The sequence below is a fragment of the Streptosporangium sp. NPDC048047 genome, from assembly GCF_040653115.1.
Lineage (GTDB): Bacteria > Actinomycetota > Actinomycetes > Streptosporangiales > Streptosporangiaceae > Streptosporangium.
In genome coordinates, this window is record NZ_JBEZNH010000021.1 from 26312 (window position 1) to 48877 (window position 22566).

Consider the following 22566-nt stretch of genomic DNA (forward strand, 5'->3'; position numbering starts at 1 on the left):
ACCACGGTGACCCCGGGACACGCCGGGACCGGGGCGGGCACGGAGCACGACGCCCTCGGAGCGGGGACGGACGTGGAGCACGCCCCGGGCCGGGGAGGGACACCCGGGGGCCGCGCCGTCACCTCCCCCGAGACCGCGCCCGACGCGCTGGCCGGGTTCACCGTCGGGGTCACCGCGACCCGGCGGCGCGAGGAGTTCTGCGCCCTGCTGGAACGACGCGGCGCGCGGGTCGTGCGGGCCCCGGCGATCCGGCTCGTCCCCCTGGAGGAGGACGCCGACCTGCTGGCCGCGACCCGGGAGGCCCTGTCCGGCCCGATCGACGACGTGGTGATCACCACCGGTGTCGGCTTCCGGGGCTGGATGGCCGCCGCCGAGGGCTGGGGGCTGTCGGGCGACCTGGCGGACCACCTGACCCGCGCCCGGCTGCTGACCCGCGGTCCCAAGGCGCGCGGCGCGGTCCGGGCCGCCGGGCTGGACGACCACTGGACGGCGCCCTCCGAGTCGTGCGAGGAGATCAAACGCCACCTCCTCACCCAGGACCTCACCGGACGCCGCGTCGCCGTGCAGTTGCACGGCGAGCCGCTGACCGGCTTCGTGGCGGAGCTGCGCGCGGCCGGGGCGGAGGTCGTCGAGGTGCCGGTCTACCGCTGGCTGCCGTACCGCGACCCCTCGCCCCTGCGCCGGCTGATCAGCCAGACGGTCACCGGGGCGGTGGACGCGGTGGCCTTCACCAGCGCCCCCGCCGTGCTGGCCATGCTCGCCGCGGCCCGCGCCGAGGGACTGGAGGAGGCGCTCGTCGCCGCGTTCGCCGGCCCGGTCGTCGCGGCCTGCGTGGGCCAGGTCACCGCCGGACCCCTCCTGGCCAGGGGCGTGCCGGTGGTGTGCCCGGAGCGGCCCCGGCTGGGCGCGCTGGCCCGCGCCCTCGCCCGGCACCTGCCCGAGCACGGCGTGACCCGCCTGGTCGCCGCCGGCTGCGAGCTGGAAATCCGCGGGCACGCCGTCGCCGTGGACGGCGGCCTGCGGACGCTGCCGCCCGCCCCGATGGCGGTGCTCAAGCGCCTGGCCGTCAAACCGGGCCACGTGGTGGCCCGCTCGGAGCTGCGCACCGTGCTGCCCGGCGCCACGTCCCGCGACTCCGCCGAGCACGCCGTCGAGATGGCCGTCACCAGGCTGCGCCGGGCGCTGGGCCGGTCCGGCATCGTCGAGACGGTCATCAAGCGCGGCTACCGCCTGGCCTGCGACCGCTCCGCCTGACGCCGCTCCGCGCCCCTTTCCGGGGCCGCGCCGCCTGGTGTCGCTCCGCCCCCTCCGAGGCCGCGGCGCCGGACGGCGGGGGCGGCACCGGGGGCCCGCGCCGTACCACGGCCGGTCGGCGCCGCCGGGGCGGCGGCCTCAGGACGGGTCCAGCCTCAGCTCCCGGACGATCTCCCCGGCCGCGGCGTCGCGCGAGGGCAGCAGGTCGGTGCCGACGAGCATCTCGTAGTAGGCGTGGCGGAAGCACCCGGCCAGCAGCAGGCGCGCGCTGGCGATCGGGTCCACACCGGAGGAGATCCGGCCCGCGCGCTGCTCGGCCGCGAGGTAGGCGGTCAGCGGCACCACCTCCGCCATCGGCCCCAGCGCGGAGTCGCGCAGCGCCTCGCGGAAGCGCACCGTGACGGAGGGGGAGCTGAAGACCGGCAGCGCCGCCGACTGCACCTCGACGTAGTAGTCGATGCCGGCCCGCGCGACGGGCAGCAGGTTGCCGCCGACCTCGCCCCGGCCGACCAGGTGCGCCAGGTCGTCGAGGATGCGCAGCCATACCGGCAGCCGGTCCTGCAGCAGGGCGAGGAACATGTCGACCGCCTGGCCGGGGGCGGCGCCGCCCGCGCGGGGTGAGGAGGCGGCGTTCTCGCCGTCCTCGCGTTTCATCAGCCCGGCCAGCTCGAGGACACGGCGCCGCGTCTCCTGGGCCTTCTGATAGGGGTCGAGCCGACGGGGGTCGAGCTGGGGAGTCGCCATGGTTGCCCTAACGTGCGCAGTCACCCGGACAATGTGCGGCGTGGGGGAGGGGTCGTTCACCGGAGTTCACGGAGCTGTGTCCCTCCGGGTCGTCTGATCGTTACACAGCGGTCACCCGGCGGACGGTCCGCAGCCGAACCGGGTGGGGCCGATTATGGACCCGCGTGGGCGCGCCGGGGATGGAGTAACGGTAACGATGCGCTGAGTGTTTTCCCAGGGACGCCCGGGAGGGGTCGGGGCCCGCCGGCCCGGGCCGCAGCCCGGGGCCGTGTCCGCTCCCGGGGTCTCAGCCGTCGCCGTCGCGGTCGCGGCGGCGCAGGTAGCGCTCGAACTCGGCGGCGATGGCGTCGCCGCTGGCCTCGGGCAGCTCCGCGGCGTCCTTGCGCTCCTCCAGCTCCTTGACGTACTCGGCCACCTCGCTGTCCTGGGAGGCCAGCTCGTCCACGCCGTGCTCCCACGCCCTGGACTCCTCGGCCAGTTCACCCAGCGGCATCGGGATGTCGAGCAGGTCCTCCATGCGGCGCAGCAGCGCCAGGGTGGCCTTGGGGTTGGGCGGCTGGGCGACGTAGTGCGGCACCGACGCCCACAGCGAGACCGCGGGTATCCCGGATTCCCCCAGGATGTGCTGGAGGACGCCGACGACGCCGGTCGGCCCCTCGTAGCGGCTCAGCTCCAGGTTGATCGCCCGCGCCAGGTCCTCGTCGCTCGCCGAGCCCACGATCGGCACCGGCCGGGTGTGCGGGGAGTCGTTGAGCAGCGCGCCGAGCAGCACCGCCAGCTCCACTCCCACGTGACGGCAGACATCGGTGATCTCCTGGCAGAACGTGCGCCAGCGCATGTTGGGCTCGATGCCGCGCAGCAGTACGACGTCGCGGTCGGCCCCCGGCGGCCGGGCCACCAGCAGCCGGGTGGTCGGCCAGGTGATCGACCTGGTCAGCCCGTCGCCCATCTCCACGATCGGGCGGGTGACCTGGAAGTCGTAGTAGTCCTCGGGGTCGAAGGAGACCAGCGGTGTGGCCTTCCACTCGTTCTCGAGATGCGCGATCACTCCGCTCGAGGCCTCGCCCGCGTCGTTCCACCCCTCGAACGCGGCGATGAGCACCGGGTCGACGAGCTTGGGTAGACCTTCGAGTTCGATCACGCGCGGCCTCCTTCCTCGCCCAGGTCCTGTTTCGTGGATCCTCGTCACGGCGAGGATCCACGAAACAGGACCCAGCCGTGGCCGTCTACCGGATAAGCCTATGCGGTGCGGTGGCCATCACCGAATTCCCAGGACACGGGCCGCTTCCCCCGCTGCGCCGGGGCTCGCGTACCTCGTCCGGGCGGGGTCGCCCGGCCTGTCCGCCGCGGCGGACCCGGTCTCCCGCCGGCCGGGGCGGGGCCGGCCCGGGGCCTCCCCGCGACGGCTCCGGCCCCCCGCCCGCGACGGCTCCCGGGACCCCTCCGGGATCTCCGGAGGGGGAGGGCGCCCGGCGCGCGGGGTTCAGCATCCGGTCATTCCGATGTCAGCATCCGGACGCCGTCGTGAACGACCGAGGTCGGATCGATTAGTACCCTTGGGGCCATGACGAGCATCCCGTCCTTCCGTGACGTCCTGTCCCAGCGCGTGATGGTCGCCGACGGGGCCATGGGGACGATGCTCCAGGCCCACGACGTCGGCCTCGACGACTTCGAGGGCCACGAGGGCTGCAACGAGGTCCTCAACGTCACCCGCCCCGACATCGTCCGCGCCGTGCACGAGGCGTACTTCGAGGTCGGCGTCGACTGCGTCGAGACCAACACCTTCGGCGCGAACCTCAGCGCGCTGGGCGAGTACGACATCGCCGACCGGGTCCACGAGTACTCCGAGGCCGGGGCCCGCGTCGCCCGGGAGGCCGCGGACGCCTGGTCCACCCCTGACCACCCCCGCTTCGTCCTCGGCTCCATCGGCCCGGGCACCAAGCTGCCCACCCTCGGGCACAAGCCGTACGGCGAGCTGCGCGACGCCTACCAGGCGAACGCGGCCGGCCTGATCGCCGGCGGCGCCGATGCGCTGATCATCGAGACCGCCCAGGACCTCCTCCAGGTCAAGGCCGCCGTCGTCGGCGCGCGGCGGGCCATCGCCGAGGCCGGCCGCGACGTGCCGGTCATCGCCCAGGTGACGATCGAGACCAACGGCGCGATGCTGCTGGGCTCGGAGATCGGCGCGGCACTGACGTCGATCGAGCCGCTCGGCGTCGACGTCATCGGCCTGAACTGCGCCACCGGCCCGGCGGAGATGAGCGAGCACCTGCGCCACCTCGCGCGTCACGCCCGGGTGCGGCTGTCCTGCATGCCCAACGCCGGGCTGCCGGTGCTGACCGCCGACGGCGCCCACTACCCCCTCACCCCCGACGAGCTGGCCGCCGCCCACGACCACTTCGTCCGCGACTTCGGCCTGTCGCTGGTCGGCGGCTGCTGCGGCACCACCCCCGAGCATCTGCGCCGGGTGGTCGAGCGGGTGCGCGGCCGCGAGCTCGGGGCGCGGCGCCCGCGCCCCGAGCCCGGCGCCGCCTCCCTCTACCAGACCGTCCCCTTCCGGCAGGACACCTCCTACCTCGCCATCGGCGAGCGCACCAACGCCAACGGCTCCAAGGCGTTCCGCGAGGCGATGCTCGCCGGGGACTGGGAGGAGTGCGTCGAGATCGCCCGCGCCCAGGCCCGCGACGGCGCGCACATGCTCGACCTGTGCGTCGACTACGTCGGCCGCGACGGCGTGGCCGACATGCGGGAGCTGGCGTTCCGCTTCGCCACCGCCTCCACGCTGCCCATCGTGCTCGACTCCACCGAGCCCGCCGTCCTTGAGGCCGGGCTGGAGGCGCTCGGCGGCCGCGCGATCGTCAACTCGGTCAACTACGAGGACGGCGACGGCCCCGACTCCCGCTTCACCAGGATCATGCGGCTGGTCCGCGAGCACGGCGCCGCCGTCATGGCGCTGACCATCGACGAGGAGGGTCAGGCCCGCACCGCCGAGTGGAAGACCGGGATCGCCGACCGCCTCATCGGCGACCTCACCGCCGGCTGGGGGATGAGGGTCGAGGACATCGTCATCGACGCCCTCACCTTCCCCATCGCCACCGGCCAGGAGGAGACCCGCCGCGACGGCGCCGAGACGATCGAGGCGATCCGCGAGATCAAGCGCCGCCACCCGGGCGTGCAGACGGTCCTCGGGCTGTCCAACATCTCCTTCGGCCTCAACCCGGCCGCGCGGGTCGTCCTCAACAGCGTCTTCCTCAACGAGTGCGTCAACGCCGGCCTCGACTCGGCGATCGTGCACGCCTCCAAGATCCTGCCGATGGCCCGGATCCCCGACGAGCAGCGCCAGGTCGCCCTGGACATGATCTACGACCGCCGGCGCGAGGGCTACGATCCGCTGCAGCGGTTCATGGAGCTGTTCGAGGGCGTCGACGCCGCCGCGGTGAAGGCGGGCCGGGCCGAGGAGCTGGCCGCGCTGCCGCTGTGGGAGCGGCTCAGGCGCCGCATCGTCGACGGTGAGCGCAAGGGTCTGGAGGCCGACCTCGACGAGGCGCTCACCCGGCGCCCCGCCCTGGAGATCGTCAACGACGTGCTGCTCGACGGCATGAGGACCGTCGGCGAGCTGTTCGGCTCGGGGCAGATGCAGCTGCCGTTCGTGCTGCAGTCGGCCGAGGTGATGAAGGCCGCCGTGGCCTACCTGGAGCCGCACATGGACCGCGTCGAGGGCGAGACCAAGGGCCGCATCGTGCTGGCCACCGTCAAGGGAGACGTGCACGACATCGGCAAGAACCTGGTGGACATCATCCTGTCCAACAACGGTTACGAGGTCGTCAACCTCGGCATCAAGCAGCCGGTGTCGGCGATCCTCGAGGCCGCCGAGGAGCAGCGGGCCGACGTGATCGGCATGTCCGGGCTGCTGGTGAAGTCCACGGTCGTGATGAAGGAGAACCTCGAGGAGATGAACTCCCGGGGGCTGGCCGGCAGGTACCCGGTGCTGCTCGGCGGCGCCGCGCTGACCCGCGCCTACGTCGAGCAGGACCTCGCCGGGCGGTTCGAGGGCGAGGTCCGCTACGCCCGCGACGCCTTCGAGGGGCTGCGGCTGATGGACGCCTTCATGGCGGTCAAGCGCGGCGTGGACGGCGCGGCCCTGCCGCCGCTGCGGGAGCGGCGGGTGAGGACCGGCGCGACCCTGAGGCGCACCCCGGAGGAGGAGCTGCCCGCCCGCTCCGACGTGAGCACCGCCAACCCCGTGCCGGCCGCGCCCTTCCACGGCGACCGCGTGGTCAAGGGCATCCCGCTCGCCGACTACGCCGCGTTCCTGGACGAGCGGGCGACGTTCATGGGCCAGTGGGGCCTCAAGGCCGCCCGCGGCGGCGCGGGCCCCTCCTACGAGGAGCTGGTCGAGACCCAGGGGCGGCCGCGCCTGCGGATGTGGCTGGACCGGATGCAGACCGAGGGGCTGCTGGAGGCGGCGGTCGTCTACGGCTATTTCCCGTGCGTCAGCGAGGGCGATTCCCTGGTGATCCTGGACGACGCGGGCCGCGAGCGGACCAGGTTCACCTTCCCGCGCCAGCGGCGCGACCGGCACCTGTGCCTGTCGGACTTCTTCCGCCCCCGGGAGTCCGGTGAGACCGACGTGGTCGCCTTCCAGATCGTCACGATGGGAAGCCGGATCGCCGAGGCCACCGCCGAGCTGTTCGCCAAGGACGCCTACCGCGACTACCTGGAGCTGCACGGCCTGTCGGTGCAGCTCACCGAGGCGCTGGCCGAGTACTGGCACGCCCGGGTCCGCGCCGAGCTCGGCATCGGCGGCGACGAGTCGCTGGAGGCCATGCTGAAGGTCGACGTCACCGGCTGCCGTTACTCCTTCGGCTACCCCGCCTGCCCCAACCTGGAGGACCAGGTGCAGCTCACCGGGCTGCTGGACCCCGGGCGGATCGGGGTGAGCCTGTCGGAGGAGTTCCAGCTGCACCCCGAGCAGTCGACCTCCGCGCTCGTGGCCCACCATCCCGAGGCCGGCTACTTCAACGTCTGACCGTCAGGGGTTCCACCGTTATATGGACGCGGTTCTGTTCGACATGGACGGGCTTCTCGTGGACAGCGAGAAGGTGTGGTTCGAGGTCGAGAGCGAGGTGATGGCGCGGCTCGGCGGCGAGTGGGGTCCCGCCGACCAGCGGCACCTGGTGGGCGGCTCCATGCCGGCCGCCGTGGAGTACATGCTCCGGGTCACCGGGTCGGCCGCCGACCCGGCCGACGTGGAGGCGTGGATGCTGGAGGGCATGACCCGCCGGCTGTCCGCCGGAGTGGAGATGATGCCGGGCGCCGCCGGGCTGCTGACGTCCGTACGGCGGGCCGGCCTGCCCACGGCCCTGGTCACCTCCTCGGTCCGGCCGATCGCCGACGCCTGCCTGGCCTCCATCGGCCGTCACCACTTCGACCGCGTGGTGACCGGTGACGACGTGGCGCGGACCAAGCCGGACCCGGAGCCGTACCTCACGGCCGTCCGCCTGCTGGGGGTGGCCGCGGCCCGGTGCGTCGCCCTGGAGGACTCGCCGAACGGCGTGAACGCGGCGACCGCCGCCGGCTGCCGGGTGGTGGCCGTGCCCAGCGTGCTGCCGATCCCCCCGGCCCCCGGCCGCCTGGTCGTGGCCTCCCTGCGCGAGGTCGACGTCGAGGTGCTCCGGGCGCACGTCGTCGGCGCCGCCTGACCCGGGCCGGCCCCCTCAGAGGGCCGGCCGCGCGTCCCCCTCGGCCCCCCGGCCCCCCGGCCTCGCCTTTGGAAAGCCCGCAGCCCCGGGAGGCGCCCGGTCCTCGAAGCGGTCCGCCGACCCGGGGACATCCCCGAGAGGCCGCCGCCGCCCCCGGATCCGTCCCCTAGGGGACCGTCCCTCCCAGGGGAGGAGGGATCCCCGCGATTCCGCGTGCCAGGATGGAGGACGGGTACGCCGATACGAGGGACGGTCCGCTATGTCGTTCGACCAGATCGCGTGGTTGCCGCTCTGCGCCGGGTTGACCGGGGTGGGGTTGCTGCTCAGCTTCCTGCGGATGCGCCGCGCGGGAGCGCTGTCCGGGCTGCGGGGGGTGGCCTGGTCGCTGCTGCCGCTGGCGGCCTACCTGACGGGCGCGCTGCCCACCGTCTGGCGGATCGGCACGGCGATCGTCGGGTTCGTCACCGGCGCGGTGCTCAACCCCATGGTGTGGGCGGGGGTGGCCCTGGCCGGACTGTCGGCCGTGCTGTTCGTGGTGACCGGGGCGGTGCGCGGCCGCCGGCTGCGGACGGCCGGGTCCGGGAGGGCGGCGGAGTCGCCCGACGGGGGAGCGGGGGCCGCCGGGGGCGGCGCCGTACGGGGCTCCTCGGGCACCCGGCCGCTGTCGCGCCCCGGGGCGGCGCCCGCCGATCCCGCCCGGTCCGCCTCCGGGTCCGGCACCCAGCCCATGGCCCGGCCCGGCGCGAAGCCCGCCGGGAAGCCCGCCGGGAAGCCCGCGGCCTCCTCCGACGACGACTTCTCGGATATCGAGGACATCCTCAAGCGACGTGGGATCGGTTGACACTGAGTTACCTGTCAGTGCAATGTCACGAATCCGAGACAGAAGCGGAACGGCTTCCAGACATTCGGCCGATGATCAAAACAAATGAATTGCGCATGAATCACAGTTGAGCCACATAGCGCCCTCAGGGGTTGGTCTGTGCAGATCAGCCCATAGATTCTGCGTCCAGGACCGTGAGCACGGTTCCGAACAGCAGGAGGGCGCACCCCACCCGGGCGCACCCGTCGGACAACGTCGTCTGGGACCCAGGGGGCCACACGCATGACCACACCGCTCGACGTCTCCGGACAGGCCCTGGAGGCCCAGCCGGAGGCCGTTCTCCAGGGGACGGGCGGAAAGGCCATCGAAGGCCGTTCGCTCGGCCAGATCGCCTGGACCCGTCTCAAGCGTGACAAGGCCGCCGTCGCCGGCGCGGTCGTGGTGGTGTTCCTCGTCCTGGTGGCGATCTTCGCCGAGCGTCCCTTCGGGGGACTGGTCGCCCTCTTCGGCGATTCGCCCAACATCCCCAACAACGATCTCATCGACCCGATGACCAGCGCGCCGACGGGCGCCTTCGGCGGCATCAGCCTGGAGCACCCCTTCGGCCTGGAGCCGGTCAACGGCCGCGACGTCTTCGCCCGCATCCTGTCCGGCGCCCAGATCTCGCTGCTGGTCGCCTTCCTCGCCACGCTCGTCTCGGTGGTGATCGGCGCGCTGCTCGGCGTGCTCGCCGGCTACTTCGGCGGCTGGATCGACACGTTCATCAGCCGGCTGATGGACGTCTTCCTGGCCTTCCCGCTGCTGCTGTTCGCGATCGCCATCGTCGGCGCGCTGCCCGACCAGGCGATCGGCATGAAGGGCAACACGCTGCGCCTCGCGGTGATCGTGTTCATCATCGGGTTCTTCAGCTGGCCCTACATCGCGCGCATCGTGCGCGGCCAGACGCTGTCGCTGCGCGAGCGCGAGTTCGTCGACGCCGCCCGCTCGCTGGGGGCGAGCAACGGCTACATCATCTTCCGCGAGGTGTTCCCGAACCTCGTGGCGCCGATCCTGGTCTACTCCACGCTGCTCATCCCCACCAACATCATGTTCGAGGCGTCGCTGTCGTTCCTCGGCGTGGGTGTGAACGAGCCCCAGGCGTCCTGGGGAGGCATGCTCACCCGGGCGGTCGACTACTACCAGATCGCCCCGCACTTCATGATCGTCCCCGGCCTCGCGATCTTCATCACCGTGATGGCCTTCAACCTCCTGGGCGACGGGCTGCGGGACGCCCTCGACCCGCGAGCCAGGTAGCGCGAAGCGACCGTCGCGCCCGTCCGTCTCCACCACCGCCACTTCACGACAAGGGGTGTACCACCACGATGAGGAAGACCAAAGCCTTGGCGCTCGCCGCGCTGGGTACCACGCTGAGCATGGGTCTCGCCGCCTGCGGCGGCACGGCCGGCGGCGGCGGCAACAACACCGGCTCGGGCAACCAGGGCACCGGAGCCTCCGGCACGGCCTTCAACGATGGCTACACCAAGGTCATCAACGCCTCCGACGCCAAGGGCGGCACGCTCAAGTTCGCGCTGACCGACGAGCCGGACTCCACGGACCCGGGCAACACCTACTACGCCTGGAACTGGAACTTCTCGCGGCTGTACGCCCGTCCGCTGATGACCTACCAGCCCGCCCCGGGTGAGGAGGGACTGAAGCTCGTCCCCGACCTCGCCGAGGGCCCCGGTCAGGCCAGCGACGACGGCAAGACCTGGACCTACAAGCTGAAGAAGGGCATCAAGTACGACGACGGCACCGAGGTCAAGGCCGCCGACGTCAAGTACGCCATCGCCCGCAGCAACTTCACCTCCGAGCTCACCGACGGCCCGAAGTACTTCGCCCAGTACCTCGACGCCGGCGACTACAAGGGCCCGTACAAGGACAAGAACCTCGACGACTTCAAGGGCGTCGAGACCCCCGACGACTCCACCGTCGTCTTCAAGCTCAAGGCCCCGTTCGCGGAGTTCGACTTCCTGGTCGCCAACCCGCAGTCGGCTCCGGTGCCGCAGGCCAAGGACAACGGTCTCGACTACGAGAAGAACGTCGCCTCGACCGGCCCCTACAAGTTCGAGAGCTACGACGTCGGCAAGCAGCTGACCCTCGTCAAGAACGAGAACTGGGACCCCTCCACCGACACCACCCGCAAGCAGCTGCCGGACCGCATCGAGGTCCAGTACAAGCAGAACGCCGACGACATCGACCAGCGCCTGATCAACGGGCAGCTCCACGTCGACCTGGGCGGCACCGGCGTCCAGCCCGCCGCCCGCGCCAAGATCGTCAGCAACCCGCAGCTGAAGAACTCGTCGGACAACCCGTACACGCCGTTCAACCGCTACGCGATGATGTCGACCAAGGTCAAGCCGTTCGACAACATCGAGTGCCGCAAGGCCGTGCAGTACATCACCGACAAGGTCGCCACCCAGGCGCCGTGGGGCGGCCCGCTCGGCGGTGACATCGGCAGCACCGCGATGACCCCGACCACCGTGGGCTACAAGGCGTTCGACCTGTTCCCCAACGGGCAGGACCACAAGGGCGACAAGGCCAAGGCCCAGGAGAGCCTCAAGGCCTGCGGCCAGCCGAACGGCTTCGAGACCAACATCGCGGTCCGCGGTGACCGGGTCAAGGAGGTCCAGGTCGCCGAGGCCCTGCAGGCCTCGCTCGACAAGGTCGGCATCAAGGCCACGATCAAGAAGTACCCCTCGGGTGACTGGAGCTCGCAGTACGCCGGCAAGCCGGACTTCGTGCACAAGAACAACCTGGGCATCATGATCGCCGGCTGGGGCTCCGACTGGCCGTCCGGCTTCGGTTTCCTGTCGCAGATCGTCGACGGTCGCTTCATCAAGGACTCCGGCAACTACAACATGATGGAGCTGAACGACCCGACCGTGAACGAGCTGCTCGACAAGGGCATCCAGACCACCGACACGGCGGCCCGCAACGAGATCTGGGCCGAGGTCGACAAGAAGGTCATGGAGTCGGCCGCGTTCATGCCGTTCGTCTACGAGAAGACGCTCCTCTTCCGCCCCTCGACCCTGACCAACGTGTACGTGCACCCGGCCTACGGCATGTACGACTACACGTGGCTCGGCGTCAAGCAGCAGTAGTAGCAGTACTTCTCTAGCCAACCAAAGGCAGGTGAAGGCCACGGTGCCCGGGAGCGACCCTCCCGGGCACCCGGCCGAACGATCGTGGTCGCATTCATCGTCCGCCGCGTGATCGCCGCCGTGCTGATGCTCGCCGTCGTCAGCGCCGCCACCTTCGCGATCTTCTTCCTCATCCCACGGGCCCTGGGACAGACCCCCGAGGGCATGGCGTCGCGTTACGTCGGACGGGATGCCACCCCCGAGGCCATCCAGGGCGCCGTCAAGCGGCTGCACCTGGACGACCCGCTCATCGTGCAGTACGGGCGGTTCGCCAAGGGCATCGTCGTCGGCGAGGACTACTCGCTCGGCCCGCGCAAGGCCGAGTGCCCGGCGCCCTGCTTCGGCTACTCCTTCAACAACAACCAGCCGGTCTGGCCGACGCTGCTCGACCGGCTGCCCGCGACGATGTCGCTGGCCGCGGGCGCGGCGATCATCTGGCTCATCACCGGTGTCAGCATCGGCATCGTCTCCGCGCTGAGACGCGGCACCGCGCTCGACCGCGCGGCCATGACCGTGGCGCTCGCCGGCGTCTCGCTGCCCATCTACTTCACCGGCCTGGTCTCGCTGGCGGTGTTCGCCTACACACTCGGGATCTTCCCCGGCGGCGGCAGCTACACCCCGTTCACCGACAACCCCGTCATGTGGTTCCAGGCGCTCGTCCTGCCCTGGATCACCCTGGCGTTCCTCTACGCGGCCCTGTACGCCCGGCTCACCAGGGCGGGCATGCTGGAGACCATGGGCGAGGACTACATCCGCACGGCCCGGGCCAAGGGTCTCAAGGAGAGCACGGTCGTCACCAAGCACGCGCTGCGCGCCACGCTGACCCCGATCCTCACCATCTTCGGGCTCGACGTCGGCCTGCTGCTGGGCGGAGCCGTGCTCACCGAGAGCACCTTCTCCATCCCCGGCGTCGGCAAGCTGGTCATCGACGCGATCCGCGGCAACGACCTGCCGGTCGTGCTCGGCGTGACCATGTTCGCGGCCTTCTTCATCGTCCTGGCCAACCTCATCGTGGACATCCTGTACGCGGTGGTCGACCCGAGGGTGAGGCTCTCATGACGGCGGCGCCCGGTTCCCCCGCGCCCGACTCCTTCCTGGAGCTGCGCGACCTGCGCATCCACTTCCCGACCGAGGACGGGGTCGTCAAGTCGGTCGACGGCCTGTCGTTCAAGCTCGACCGGGGCAAGACCCTGGGCATCGTGGGCGAGTCCGGCTCCGGAAAGAGCGTCACCAGCCTCGGCATCCTCGGCCTGCACAAGGGCGGCCGGGCGAAGATCTCCGGTGAGATCTGGCTGGACGGCGAGGAGCTCGTCGGGGCGAGCGCCGATCACGTGCGGACGCTGCGCGGCAAGAAGATGGCGATGATCTTCCAGGATCCGCTGTCGTCCATGCACCCGTACTACACGGTCGGCGCCCAGATCATCGAGGCGTACCGGATCCACCACAAGGTCAGCAAGCAGGTGGCCCGCAAGCACGCCATCGACATGCTCGGCCGGGTGGGCATCCCGCAGCCCGACAAGCGCGTCGACAGCTACCCGCACGAGTTCTCCGGCGGCATGCGCCAGCGCGCCATGATCGCCATGGCCCTGTCGTGCGACCCGGAGCTGCTGATCGCCGACGAGCCCACCACCGCCCTCGACGTGACGGTCCAGGCGCAGATCCTGGACCTGATGCTCGACCTGCAGCGCGAGTTCAACTCCGCGCTGATCGTCATCACCCACGACCTCGGCGTGGTCGCCGAGCTCTCCGACGACATCCTGGTGATGTACGGCGGCAGGTGCATCGAGTACGGCAGCGCCGAGGACATCTTCCACCGGCCCGAGCACCCCTACACCTGGGGTCTGCTGGGTTCCATGCCCCGCCTGGACCGCGAGCCCACCGAGCGGCTGATGCCGATCAAGGGCAGCCCGCCCTCCCTGATCAACGTGCCGTCCGGCTGCGCCTTCAACCCGCGCTGCACCTACGAGGACCGCACCGGGGGCAAGGCCACCACCGAGGTGCCCCTGCTCACCGAGACCGAGGGCGGCCACCTGGTCCGCTGCCACATGCCGCCCGCGGAGCGGCGGGCCATCTGGGAAAACGAGATCAAGCCGATGTTGGAGAGCACGTGACTGACGACAAGGGCGCCGCGGTGACCGACTCCGGTGCGCTGCTGTCCGTCCAGGGGCTGCAGAAGCACTTCCCGGTGACCAAGGGCCTGCTCAGACGTCAGGTCGGCGCGGTCAAGGCGGTCGACGGGGTCAGCTTCGACGTCCGCAAGGGAGAGACGCTCGGCCTCGTGGGCGAGTCCGGCTGCGGCAAGAGCACCACCGGCCGCCTGATCACCCGCCTGCTGGAGCCGACCGGCGGGAAGGTCGTGTTCGAGGGCGAGGACATCACCCACAGGTCGCAGTCGTCCCTGCGGCCGCTCCGCCGCGACATGCAGATGATCTTCCAGGATCCCTACTCCTCGCTCAACCCCCGGCACACGGTGGGCGCCATCGTCGGCGCGCCCTTCCGCATCCAGGGCATCCAGACCGAGCAGGGCACCAAGAAGGCCGTCCAGGAGATCCTGGAGCTGGTCGGGCTCAACCCCGAGCACTACAACCGCTACCCGCACGAGTTCTCCGGCGGTCAGCGCCAGCGCATCGGCATCGCCCGCACGCTCGCGCTCAAGCCCAAGCTCATCATCGCCGACGAGCCGGTCTCCGCCCTCGACGTGTCGATCCAGGCGCAGGTGGTCAACCTCCTGGAGGACCTGCAGAACGAGCTCGACCTGACCTACGTCATCGTCGCGCACGACCTGTCGGTCATCCGGCACATCAGCGACCGGGTCGCGGTCATGTACCTCGGCAAGATCGTCGAGCTGGCCGACCGCAAGGACCTGTACGAGTCGCCCATGCACCCGTACACCAACGCGCTGATGTCGGCGGTCCCGGTCCCCGACCCGGGTCGGCGCAAGGACCGCGAGCGCATCCGGCTCCAGGGCGACGTGCCCAGCCCGCTCAACCCGCCGCCCGCCTGCCGCTTCCACACCCGGTGCTGGAAGGCCCAGGAGGTCTGCAAGACGGTGGAGCCGCCGCTGGTCGAGCTGGCCGCAGGCCACCAGGTCGCCTGCCACTTCCCGGAGAACGCCCCCGGCCCGGCCGCCAGGCCCGCACCGGGGGAGACCGTCCCGGCCTGACCCTCCCGCCGGGCGGACCGCCCGGCCGGGCATCCCGCGTGACGCCGGGACGGGCGTGCCCCGTCCCGGCGCCCGGCGTCTCCTCCCACGTGCCCGTCCGTGCCCGGCCCGACGGCCCCGGCGTCCGGCTCACGAGCGGTTCCCGGCCCGTGAGCCGCTTCGCCCGGCGAGCCGCTCCGGGCCCGGGAGCCGCGTCCGGTCCGCGGGCCCTCAGCCGAGCGCCGACATGACCGGGGCGAAGAACCGCGACCGGTCGCCGGGCAGCGGCCCGGACCCGGCGACCATGTCCGATGTCCGCATCCCCGCGGTCACACCGTGCCCGGCCAGCCACGCCGCCAGCTCCGGGCGCCGGTCCTCGATCTCCAGCCGCACCGGCCGCCCGGCCCGTGAGGCGAGGTCGGCGACCAGTGCCCGGGCGTCCTCCGGGCTCGCCGCGATCACCGGGCCGACGACCGTGTCGGAGACGTTGCGCCACATCCCCGCGTACCCCGACACGCCCCGGCCGTGGTCGATCACCCGGATCTCCTCGGCGAAGCCCGCGTAGCGCCGCAGCAGACCGGACCGGTCCGCGCCCACGACCTCCGCGTCCAGGTCGGCGATCGCCTTCAGGTCCTCCGGCCGCGCGGCGCGGGAGGCGCCCGACGGCGGCCCGGTGAAGAGCCCGACGTGCATGGAGGCCCCACCGGTCACCCGGAACCCCAGCTTCTCGTACAGGGGCCGTCCCTGGGCGGTGGCGTTCAGGAACACGGTCGTTCCGCCCGCCCGGTCCAGCACGTGGGAGATCAGCCGGGTGCCCAGGCCCCGCCGTGCGAGGCGGGAGGCCACCAGCACCATGCTGACCGCCGCGGTGCGGTCCCCGTACCGGGTCAGGATCGCGGTCGCCACCGGCTCCCCGGCGTCGTCCACGATCCCGTACCCCTCACCGCCCTCCAGCAGGAAACGCCACTTGCGCTCCTCCCTGCCCCAGCCCCGGTCCTCGGCGAGCCGCAGGCAGCCGTCGAGGTCGCCGGGCGTCAGCTCCCGGATCATCATCACGTTCCTCCAAGGTCCCGGGCGCCCGGACAGCGGTGCCGGAGAGCACCGCCCGGACGGGCCCGGCCCGCCCGTCCCGCGGACATCACGAGGCGATCCTCGGGCACGGGACGCCGGCGCTCCGACAGTTTCCCGCTATGCCGATAGCCGACGGCTATCATCGCCGGATGGAGGTCACGCTGCCCGCCGTACGGGCGTTCGTCGCCGTCGCCCGCGCCGGCTCCTTCCGGGGGGCCGCCGCCGCGCTCGGGGTCAGCCAGCCGACGGTGAGCGCCGCGGTGCGCCGCCTGGAGGCCGCCGCGGGCCGTCCGCTGCTGGTCCGAGACCGCGACGGCGCCCGTCTGACCGAGCTGGGCGCCGGAGTGCTGGCCCACGCGGTCGCGGTGACCGCCGCCGCCGACGAGTTCGAGGCCCTGCTCGCCGGGGACGCCCCGGGCCTCACCGTGGGCTTCATGGGCGAGGCGGCGGGGACGCGCACCTCGGCCCTGCTCGGCGCCGTACGGCGGGCCTCCGGCCGGGACGTACGGCTGCGCCGCTTCGACTTCGACGACCCCTCCTGCGGCCTGCTGACCGGGGCCAGCGACCTGGCCGTGGTGTGGCCGCCGCTGACCGGCGACGCCCTGGAGACCAGGATCGTCGGCGCCGACCGCCGGGCCGTCGCCGTGCCCGTCGGTGACCCGCTCTCCCGGGCCCCCGTCCTCGGCCCGGGAGACCTGGGCGGCCGGGTGTGGGTGGTACCGCGCAGTCCCGACCCGGTCTGGCGGGACTTCCGCGGCCCCGGGTCGCTCGGCGTGACGGACGTCGCCGGTGAGATCGGGTCCGACGCGATCGAGGAGACCCTGGAGCTGGTGGCGGCGGGTCAGGGGATCGCCCTGCTGTCGCAGAGCACCGACGAGCACTACGCCCGCACCGGGGTGGTGTTCGTGCCGCTCTCCGGCGACCTGCGGTGCACCGTCGCCGTCGCCTGGCGGCGCGCCGACACCCGGCCGGTGCTCGCCCGGATCCTCGCCGAGCTGCGCCGGCACGCCCCGGCGGGCCACCCGCCCGCGCCGTGACCGCGGGTTCCCGGCGGCACGCGGAACACGGGGCGCCGCGTTACGGCGACACCGCCTCGCGGGCGCTGTCGCGAAGCTGTGCCACCGCGCGGGCGATGAGGTCGCCGCGCCGCCGATCCTGGCGGGCGTGGACGACGATGCGCCGGAAGACGGTGGGGCGGACCACAGGCCTGGTGACGACCCCGCCGGGGAGCTCCGCGACGGCCAGGCGCGGCAGGACGGTGACGCCGATGCCCGTCTCCACCAGCCGCAGCGCCGCCCGGTGATCGTCCAGGCGGGCGGCGTAGCGTGGCGTGAATCCGGCGGCCCTGCAGGCGGTCAGGATGATCTGCCCGATCGGGCTGTCGTAGATGTCGTGGTCCACCCAGGGCTCGTCTTCGAGGTCCCGGAAGGCGAGTTCGCGGGCATCGGCGAGGGGGTGGGCGGCGGGGAGCACGGCGACGAGTTCCTCGACGGCGAGTTCGTGACGCCGGTAACCGTCGAGGTGCACCTCGGCCCCGTCGGCGGGCTCGGTCCGGATGTCGAGGTCCGGCCGCCGGCGACCGCGCCCGTCGACGGGTTCGTTGAGGCTGATCTCGACGGTGAGGTTCGGCCGGTGCCGGCGAACGGTCCGCGCGACCTCCGGGATCCACCGCTCGGCCGCGGAGGCGAAGCAGGTGATCGCCAGATGCTGCGCCTGACCGCTCCTGAGGTCCGCGACGACACGTTCGAGGCGCCCGAAGTCGGCGAGGAGCGACTGGGCCTCATCCGCCAGGTGCCGCGCGGCGTCGGTGGGGCTGATGCCGCGTCCCTGTTTCTCGAAGAGGACCAGCCCGGTCTCCTTCGCCAGGGCGGTCATGTGCTGGCTGATCGTCGCGGGGGAGTAGCTGAGGTTCCGCGCCGCCTGGTTGATCGACCCGGCGGCCAGGACCGCGCGCAGGATCGCGAGGCGTTGCGGGCTGAGCATGGCATCGATCGTAAGGCAATGCCGAATGATAGGTCGTATTTGTCTGCTTGTTGCGAGTTTTGTCGTCGATGCAGGATGGCACCGAGCAGAAGATCCGACATCTGCTCGGACGCGGTGAGAGAGGTTGACGATGGACACGACGTTCTGGGACGAGGCGGACCGCCTCCTGGTCCGCTACGGAGCCGGCTTCACCCCGCGGGTCATCGAACGAGCCTCCGGCGCGTACGTCTTCGACCGCCAGGGCACGCCGATCCTCGACTTCACCTCGGGGCAGATGAGTTCCATCCTCGGCCATGCGCACCCGGACATCGTGGCGACGGTCTCGTCCGCGGTCGCGTCGCTGGACCACCTCTTCAGCGGCATGCTCAGCGCTCCCGTGCTGGAACTCGCCCAAAGGCTCACCGCGACCTTGCCCCCGGAGCTCGGCAAGATGCTGCTGCTCACCACGGGAGCCGAGGCGAACGAGGCCGCGATCAAGATGGCCAAGCTCTCCACCGGCCGCTTCGAGATCGTCTCCTTCGACCGCTCGTGGCACGGAATGACCCAGGGGGCCGCCTCCGCGACCTTCTCCGCCGGGCGGCGCGGCTACGGCCCCCCGGCACCGGGCAACCTGGCGCTGCCCGCGCCGAACGCCTACCGTTCGCCGTTCCGAGCCTCCGACGGGTCACATGACTGGGAGGCCGAGCTCGCCTACGGCTTCGCCCTGGTCGACCGGCAGTCCGCCGGGAGCCTCGCCGCCTGCCTCATCGAGCCCATCCTGTCCTCGGGCGGGATCATCGACCTGCCGCCGGGGTATCTGCGTCGTCTCAGGGAGATGTGCGACGAACGCGGGATGCTGCTCATCCTGGACGAGGCGCAGACCGGCCTCGGCCGCACCGGAACGATGTACGCGTTCGAGCGCGACGGCGTCGCACCCGACATCCTGACGTTGTCGAAGACCCTGGGAGCCGGACTGCCCGTGGCGGCCGTCATCACGACCGCCGAGATCGAGCAGGTATGCCACGACCGGGGTTTCCTCTTCTACACCACCCACGTCTCCGACCCCCTGGCGGCCGCCGTCGCGCTGACGGTCCTCGACGTCGTCCAGCGAGAGAACCTCACGGAGCGTGCCGCGGCGCTGGGCGACCAGCTCACCGACCGGCTGCTGGCGCTGCGCGACGCCTACGAGGTCGTCGGTGACGTCCGCGGCCGTGGCCTGCTCCAGGGCGTCGAGCTCGTCAAGGACAAGAAGAGCAAGGCGCCCGCCGACGCGCTGGGTAAAGCGATCACCGCGGCCTGCCTCGAACGGGGCCTGCACATGAACATCGTTCAGCTGCCCGAGATGGGCGGCATCTTCCGCATCGCCCCGCCTCTCACGATCAGCGACGACGAGCTGCACGCCGGCGTGGACATCCTCGAGGCGTCGCTCAAAGCGGTGCTCGACGCCGCCGGGTGACGCGGCCCGGTGTCCCACGCCCGTCGCCGCCGACTCGTCCGCCATCCCGGCGGACGTGACCGGCCCCGGACGGTTCCTAGGAGGAGGGGGCGCCCGGGGTGATCAGGCCGGTCTCGTAGGCCAGGACCACGGCCTGCACGCGGTCGCGCAGGCCCAGCTTGGTGAGGACGTTGCCGACGTGCGTCTTGACGGTCGTCTCGCTCACCACCAGCTCGGCGGCGATCTCGGCGTTGGACATGCCCCGGGCGATCAGCCGCAGCACCTCCAGCTCGCGCTCGGTGAGACGCCCCAGCCGGGCCGGGGCCGACGGGCGGCGGGTGGACGGCAGGTGCGCGCCGAACCGGTCGAGCAACCTCCGGGTGACGCTCGGCGCGACGATGGCGTCGCCCGCCGCGACCACCCGGATGGCCTGCACCAGCTCCTCGGGCGGGACGTCCTTGAGCAGGAAGCCGCTGGCCCCGGCGCGCAGCGCCTCCACGATGTACTCGTCCAGGTCGAACGTGGTCAGCACCAGCACCCTGGGCACGTGGGCGCCGCGCCCCGCCTCCCGGACGATCCGGCGGGTGGCGTCGATGCCGTCCACGCCCGGCATCCGGACGTCCATCAGGATCACGTCGGGCAGCAGCGCCCGCGCCTGCTCCTGGGCGGCCTTGCCGTCCCCGGCCTCACCGACGACGGTGATCTCCGGCTCGGCTTCCAGGATGAGGCGGAAACCGGTACGCAGCAGTGGCTGGTCGTCGACCAGCAGCACTCTGATCGTCATCACACACCTTCGAGGGGAACCGGGCGCCGGCCTCGGACCCGCCCTCCGCACGGGCCGGTCCGCAGGACTCCACCATAGAGGGGCGGCACGCCCCCCGGCGCCCGCGAATCCGTCCGGTCTCGCCGGAGACCCGTCCCCGGCGAGACCGGACGGACCCGTCTACCAGCCGTTGCCGATCTTCACCGGTGGGGTGGTGCTGTAGCCGCGGGTGCTCTGTCCCGGGTACAGGAGGAGGTCGCCTGTCGTGTCCTGGCGGGTGATGAGGTCCTGGTGGCCGTCACGGTCCCAGTCCGTCGCCCCGAAGAAGCTGTACGGCAGCCTGGTGACCTGGCTGAGGATCCAGCCGCGATTCCCGCCGGCGCCCACCTCGCTGTAGGAGGCGATCCCCCCGCAGCCGGCGGCCTTGAGCAGGCGGGGTGGCGCAGGATCCGGGGGATCCTGCGGAATTCGCCGCCGGTGGCGGACACGTTGTTCCGTTGAGTGATTCTCAGTAGTTCTCTCACTGAGTCTCTTCCTGCTTCATCGACCGCAGCCAACTCCGGAGAGTGAGGTCTTACGTGGTCTCCACGAGGCGTTTCTCCTCTCCGGGCAACTTCCCGGCGAGGGTTGCGATGTCAAGCGTTCGTGTCGGCGAGCATCGCGGCGAGGAGGTTGCCTGCCGCGTTGTCATCTCGGTCATGCAGGGTGCCGCAGCCGGTGCAGACCCATACGCGGTCGGCGAGGGCCAGGGCGCGGTTGATCTGCTTGCAGTGCCCGCAGGTCTTCGAACTGGGGAACCAGCGGTCGGCCTTCCAGATGCGGGAGCCGTACCAGTCGGCCTTGTAGCCGAGCTGGCGGATGAACTCGCCGAATCCGGCGTCGGAGATGGCGCGGGACAGCCTGCGGTTCTTGACCATGCCCTTGACGTGCAGGGTCTCCACGGCGATGGCGGACTTGGTTCTCGTCAGCCGGGTCGTGGTCTTGTGCAGGAAGTCTCCTCGCCGGTCGGCCACCCGAAGGTGGACCTGCCCGACGCGCTTGCGGGCTTTGGCCCGGTTCTTGGAGTCCTCAGCCGAGCGGGCCAGCTTGCGGTTGGCCCGCTTCAACTGCCGCAGGGCGGCCTTGAGCGGCTTGGGCGCGTGGATCTCCTCACGAGTGCCGTCGCTGTCGCGGATGACGGCGAACGTCTTCAGGCCGAGGTCGATGCCACACGCGGGTGCGTCGTCGTCGACCTGGTGGCGCTTGTTGATGTCGTCGCGGTCCACCTCGACCTGGAAGGAGATCCACCAGCGTCCGGCCTGCTCGCGGATGGTCGCGCCGAGTATGCGGGCGTTGCCGGTGGCCATGCGGTCGGTGAGCCAGGACATGTCCTCACGGGTCGCCACGTCGCCACGTCGCCGATCGCCGGGAGGCGAACGGCGTGGGCGCCCAGGGGCTTGGCGCGGTCGGCGTCGTAGCGGAAGCGGGAACCGTGCTTGCGCTTGCGCCACTTCGGCCAGCCAAGCTTGGCGCCCTTGCGGTTGCCGGTTTTCGAGTCGAAGAAGTTCTTGATGCCGACCGCCCGGACCCGGCACGCCTCCTTCGGCACGCGGGAGGACAGCTTGCCGTCGGCGAACCACGGGTAGCGCTCGGGGTGGGCTGCCCGCCACTCCCGCTCCAGCGCCGGGGCGGACCAGGGGACCTTGGTCAGGTCCTCGCCGGTGATGCCATAGGTCTTCTCCGCTTCCTGCTGGGCCTTCTTCTTCTGCACGGTCTCCAGGCAGAAGTTCTCCACGACCCGCGACAGGCCGCAGTGACGGCCCATAAGGATCGCCTGCTCCTCGGTGGGGGCCAGTTCGACCCGGAAGCCCTGCTTGTGACTCATCCGGCGTTCTGCGCCGCTGCGGCGAGCGCCTTCTCGGCCCGGTCGCGGGCAGCGCGACGGCCGTACAGGCTGGCGCACAACGAGGTGAGGGCATCGGTCATGTCCCGCACCAGATCGTCTTCCACCTCGCCGTCATCCACGACGCGCACCGTACGGCCCTGCACTGACAACGCGGCCTCGATGTACTCCACGCCGAAGCGGGCGAGCCGGTCGCGGTGCTCGCCCACGATCACGGACACGTCCGGATCGGCGAGCAGCCGCTTGAGCTTGGGCCGGGCTCCGTTGAGCGCGGACCCGACCTCGGAGACGACCTTGACCACTGGCAGCTTGTTGCCGGTGGCCCACTCGGTCAGCCGGGCCACCTGCCGGTCGAGGTCCGGCTTCTGGTCCGCCGACGACACCCGTGCGTACAACGCGGCACCACCGGCGGACTGTTCGCCCTGTGTGAGAACGAGATACCGGCCGGTGGCCGTCTTCACCACCGGTACGGGCATCTTGCCCTCATGCGCCCATTTCCAGGCGGTCTGATAGTGAACGCCCTGAATGCGCGCCCAATCACTGAGTCGCATGTAGCTGATGATGACAGAGAGAAACTAGGAAAAACTGATGAACCCTCCAGCAGAAGTTAGC

At 71.5% G+C, this 22566-nt stretch carries 20 protein-coding genes; 11 read left to right on the forward strand and 9 right to left on the reverse strand.

All coding sequences use genetic code 11. The annotated features are described in order from the left end of the window. Positions 1 to 147: 147 nt before the first annotated feature. On the forward strand, positions 148 to 1254 hold the full coding sequence (locus tag AB0D67_RS19695; protein WP_362937431.1) for a uroporphyrinogen-III synthase: 1107 nt from the start codon (positions 148 to 150) through the stop codon (positions 1252 to 1254). Positions 1255 to 1392: 138 nt separating this feature from the next. Here AB0D67_RS19695 and AB0D67_RS19700 read toward each other — a convergent pair whose 3' ends face one another. Together AB0D67_RS19700 and AB0D67_RS19705 are read right to left on the reverse strand one after the other, a co-directional pair. Further along, entirely contained in the window at positions 1393 to 1998 is a 606-nt protein-coding gene (locus AB0D67_RS19700; RefSeq protein WP_362937201.1) for a hypothetical protein, read from the reverse strand. 286 nt (positions 1999 to 2284) lie between these two features. Then, the gene (locus tag AB0D67_RS19705; protein WP_362937204.1) at positions 2285 to 3139 is read right to left on the reverse strand and encodes a PAC2 family protein; all 855 of its coding nucleotides are present in this window, start codon (positions 3137 to 3139) and stop codon (positions 2285 to 2287) included. 423 nt (positions 3140 to 3562) lie between these two features. Between AB0D67_RS19705 and metH the strand changes: the two genes are divergently transcribed. From metH to AB0D67_RS19745, 8 genes are all read left to right on the forward strand, one after another. After that, entirely contained in the window at positions 3563 to 7027 is a 3465-nt protein-coding gene (gene metH / locus AB0D67_RS19710; RefSeq protein ID WP_362937207.1) for a methionine synthase, read from the forward strand. A 22-nt stretch (positions 7028 to 7049) separates the two neighbouring features. Next, complete coding sequence (locus tag AB0D67_RS19715) at positions 7050 to 7700, forward strand: HAD family phosphatase (RefSeq protein WP_362937210.1); 651 nt, start codon at positions 7050 to 7052, stop codon at positions 7698 to 7700. A gap of 259 nt (positions 7701 to 7959) precedes the next feature. Continuing rightward, the gene (locus tag AB0D67_RS19720; RefSeq protein WP_362937213.1) at positions 7960 to 8541 is read left to right on the forward strand and encodes a cellulose synthase; all 582 of its coding nucleotides are present in this window, start codon (positions 7960 to 7962) and stop codon (positions 8539 to 8541) included. Positions 8542 to 8802: 261 nt separating this feature from the next. Continuing rightward, positions 8803 to 9813, forward strand: a complete 1011-nt coding sequence (locus AB0D67_RS19725) for an ABC transporter permease (protein ID WP_362937216.1) — start codon at positions 8803 to 8805, stop codon at positions 9811 to 9813. Between the two features lie 68 nt (positions 9814 to 9881). Next, positions 9882 to 11660, forward strand: coding sequence for an ABC transporter substrate-binding protein (locus tag AB0D67_RS19730; RefSeq protein WP_362937219.1), 1779 nt, complete (start codon positions 9882 to 9884; stop codon positions 11658 to 11660). A gap of 84 nt (positions 11661 to 11744) precedes the next feature. Then, complete coding sequence (locus AB0D67_RS19735) at positions 11745 to 12758, forward strand: ABC transporter permease (RefSeq protein ID WP_362937222.1); 1014 nt, start codon at positions 11745 to 11747, stop codon at positions 12756 to 12758. Continuing rightward, entirely contained in the window at positions 12755 to 13810 is a 1056-nt protein-coding gene (locus AB0D67_RS19740; RefSeq protein WP_362937225.1) for an ABC transporter ATP-binding protein, read from the forward strand. Before AB0D67_RS19735 ends, AB0D67_RS19740 begins: the two co-directional genes overlap by 4 nt. Continuing rightward, positions 13807 to 14862: a dipeptide ABC transporter ATP-binding protein gene (locus AB0D67_RS19745; RefSeq protein WP_362937228.1), complete on the forward strand. Its 1056-nt coding sequence runs from the start codon at positions 13807 to 13809 to the stop codon at positions 14860 to 14862. Before AB0D67_RS19740 ends, AB0D67_RS19745 begins: the two co-directional genes overlap by 4 nt. Positions 14863 to 15072: 210 nt before the next feature. On the opposite strand, the gene AB0D67_RS19750 is transcribed toward AB0D67_RS19745, so the two are convergent. Continuing rightward, complete coding sequence (locus AB0D67_RS19750; protein ID WP_362937231.1) at positions 15073 to 15894, reverse strand: GNAT family N-acetyltransferase; 822 nt, start codon at positions 15892 to 15894, stop codon at positions 15073 to 15075. Positions 15895 to 16061: 167 nt separating this feature from the next. On the opposite strand from AB0D67_RS19750, the gene AB0D67_RS19755 reads away from it, so the two are divergent. Continuing rightward, a complete protein-coding gene (locus tag AB0D67_RS19755; RefSeq protein WP_362937234.1) occupies positions 16062 to 16949 on the forward strand; it encodes a LysR family transcriptional regulator in 888 nt (295 codons plus the stop codon). A gap of 40 nt (positions 16950 to 16989) precedes the next feature. On the opposite strand, the gene AB0D67_RS19760 is transcribed toward AB0D67_RS19755, so the two are convergent. Continuing rightward, on the reverse strand, positions 16990 to 17895 hold the full coding sequence (locus tag AB0D67_RS19760; protein WP_362937237.1) for a LysR family transcriptional regulator: 906 nt from the start codon (positions 17893 to 17895) through the stop codon (positions 16990 to 16992). 130 nt (positions 17896 to 18025) lie between these two features. Here AB0D67_RS19760 and AB0D67_RS19765 point away from each other — a divergent pair, with 130 nt between their 5' ends. After that, the gene (locus tag AB0D67_RS19765; protein WP_362937240.1) at positions 18026 to 19330 is read left to right on the forward strand and encodes an aspartate aminotransferase family protein; all 1305 of its coding nucleotides are present in this window, start codon (positions 18026 to 18028) and stop codon (positions 19328 to 19330) included. A 76-nt stretch (positions 19331 to 19406) separates the two neighbouring features. Here AB0D67_RS19765 and AB0D67_RS19770 read toward each other — a convergent pair whose 3' ends face one another. From AB0D67_RS19770 to AB0D67_RS19790, 5 genes are all read right to left on the reverse strand, one after another. Then, positions 19407 to 20093, reverse strand: a complete 687-nt coding sequence (locus tag AB0D67_RS19770; protein WP_362937243.1) for a response regulator transcription factor — start codon at positions 20091 to 20093, stop codon at positions 19407 to 19409. A 159-nt stretch (positions 20094 to 20252) separates the two neighbouring features. Next, on the reverse strand, positions 20253 to 20459 hold the full coding sequence (locus AB0D67_RS19775; RefSeq protein WP_362937246.1) for a hypothetical protein: 207 nt from the start codon (positions 20457 to 20459) through the stop codon (positions 20253 to 20255). A 248-nt stretch (positions 20460 to 20707) separates the two neighbouring features. Further along, positions 20708 to 21337 (reverse strand): RNA-guided endonuclease TnpB family protein, encoded by a 630-nt coding sequence (locus tag AB0D67_RS19780; protein ID WP_362937249.1) that lies wholly within the window; start codon positions 21335 to 21337, stop codon positions 20708 to 20710. Continuing rightward, a complete protein-coding gene (locus tag AB0D67_RS19785) occupies positions 21262 to 21936 on the reverse strand; it encodes a helix-turn-helix domain-containing protein (RefSeq protein ID WP_362937252.1) in 675 nt (224 codons plus the stop codon). Before AB0D67_RS19785 ends, AB0D67_RS19780 begins: the two co-directional genes overlap by 76 nt. After that, positions 21933 to 22505 carry an IS607 family transposase gene (locus AB0D67_RS19790; RefSeq protein ID WP_362937255.1) on the reverse strand — a complete coding sequence of 191 codons (573 nt, stop codon included), beginning with the start codon at positions 22503 to 22505 and terminating at the stop codon, positions 21933 to 21935. The genes AB0D67_RS19785 and AB0D67_RS19790 overlap by 4 nt, the downstream gene beginning before the upstream one ends. Positions 22506 to 22566: the final 61 nt, after the last annotated feature.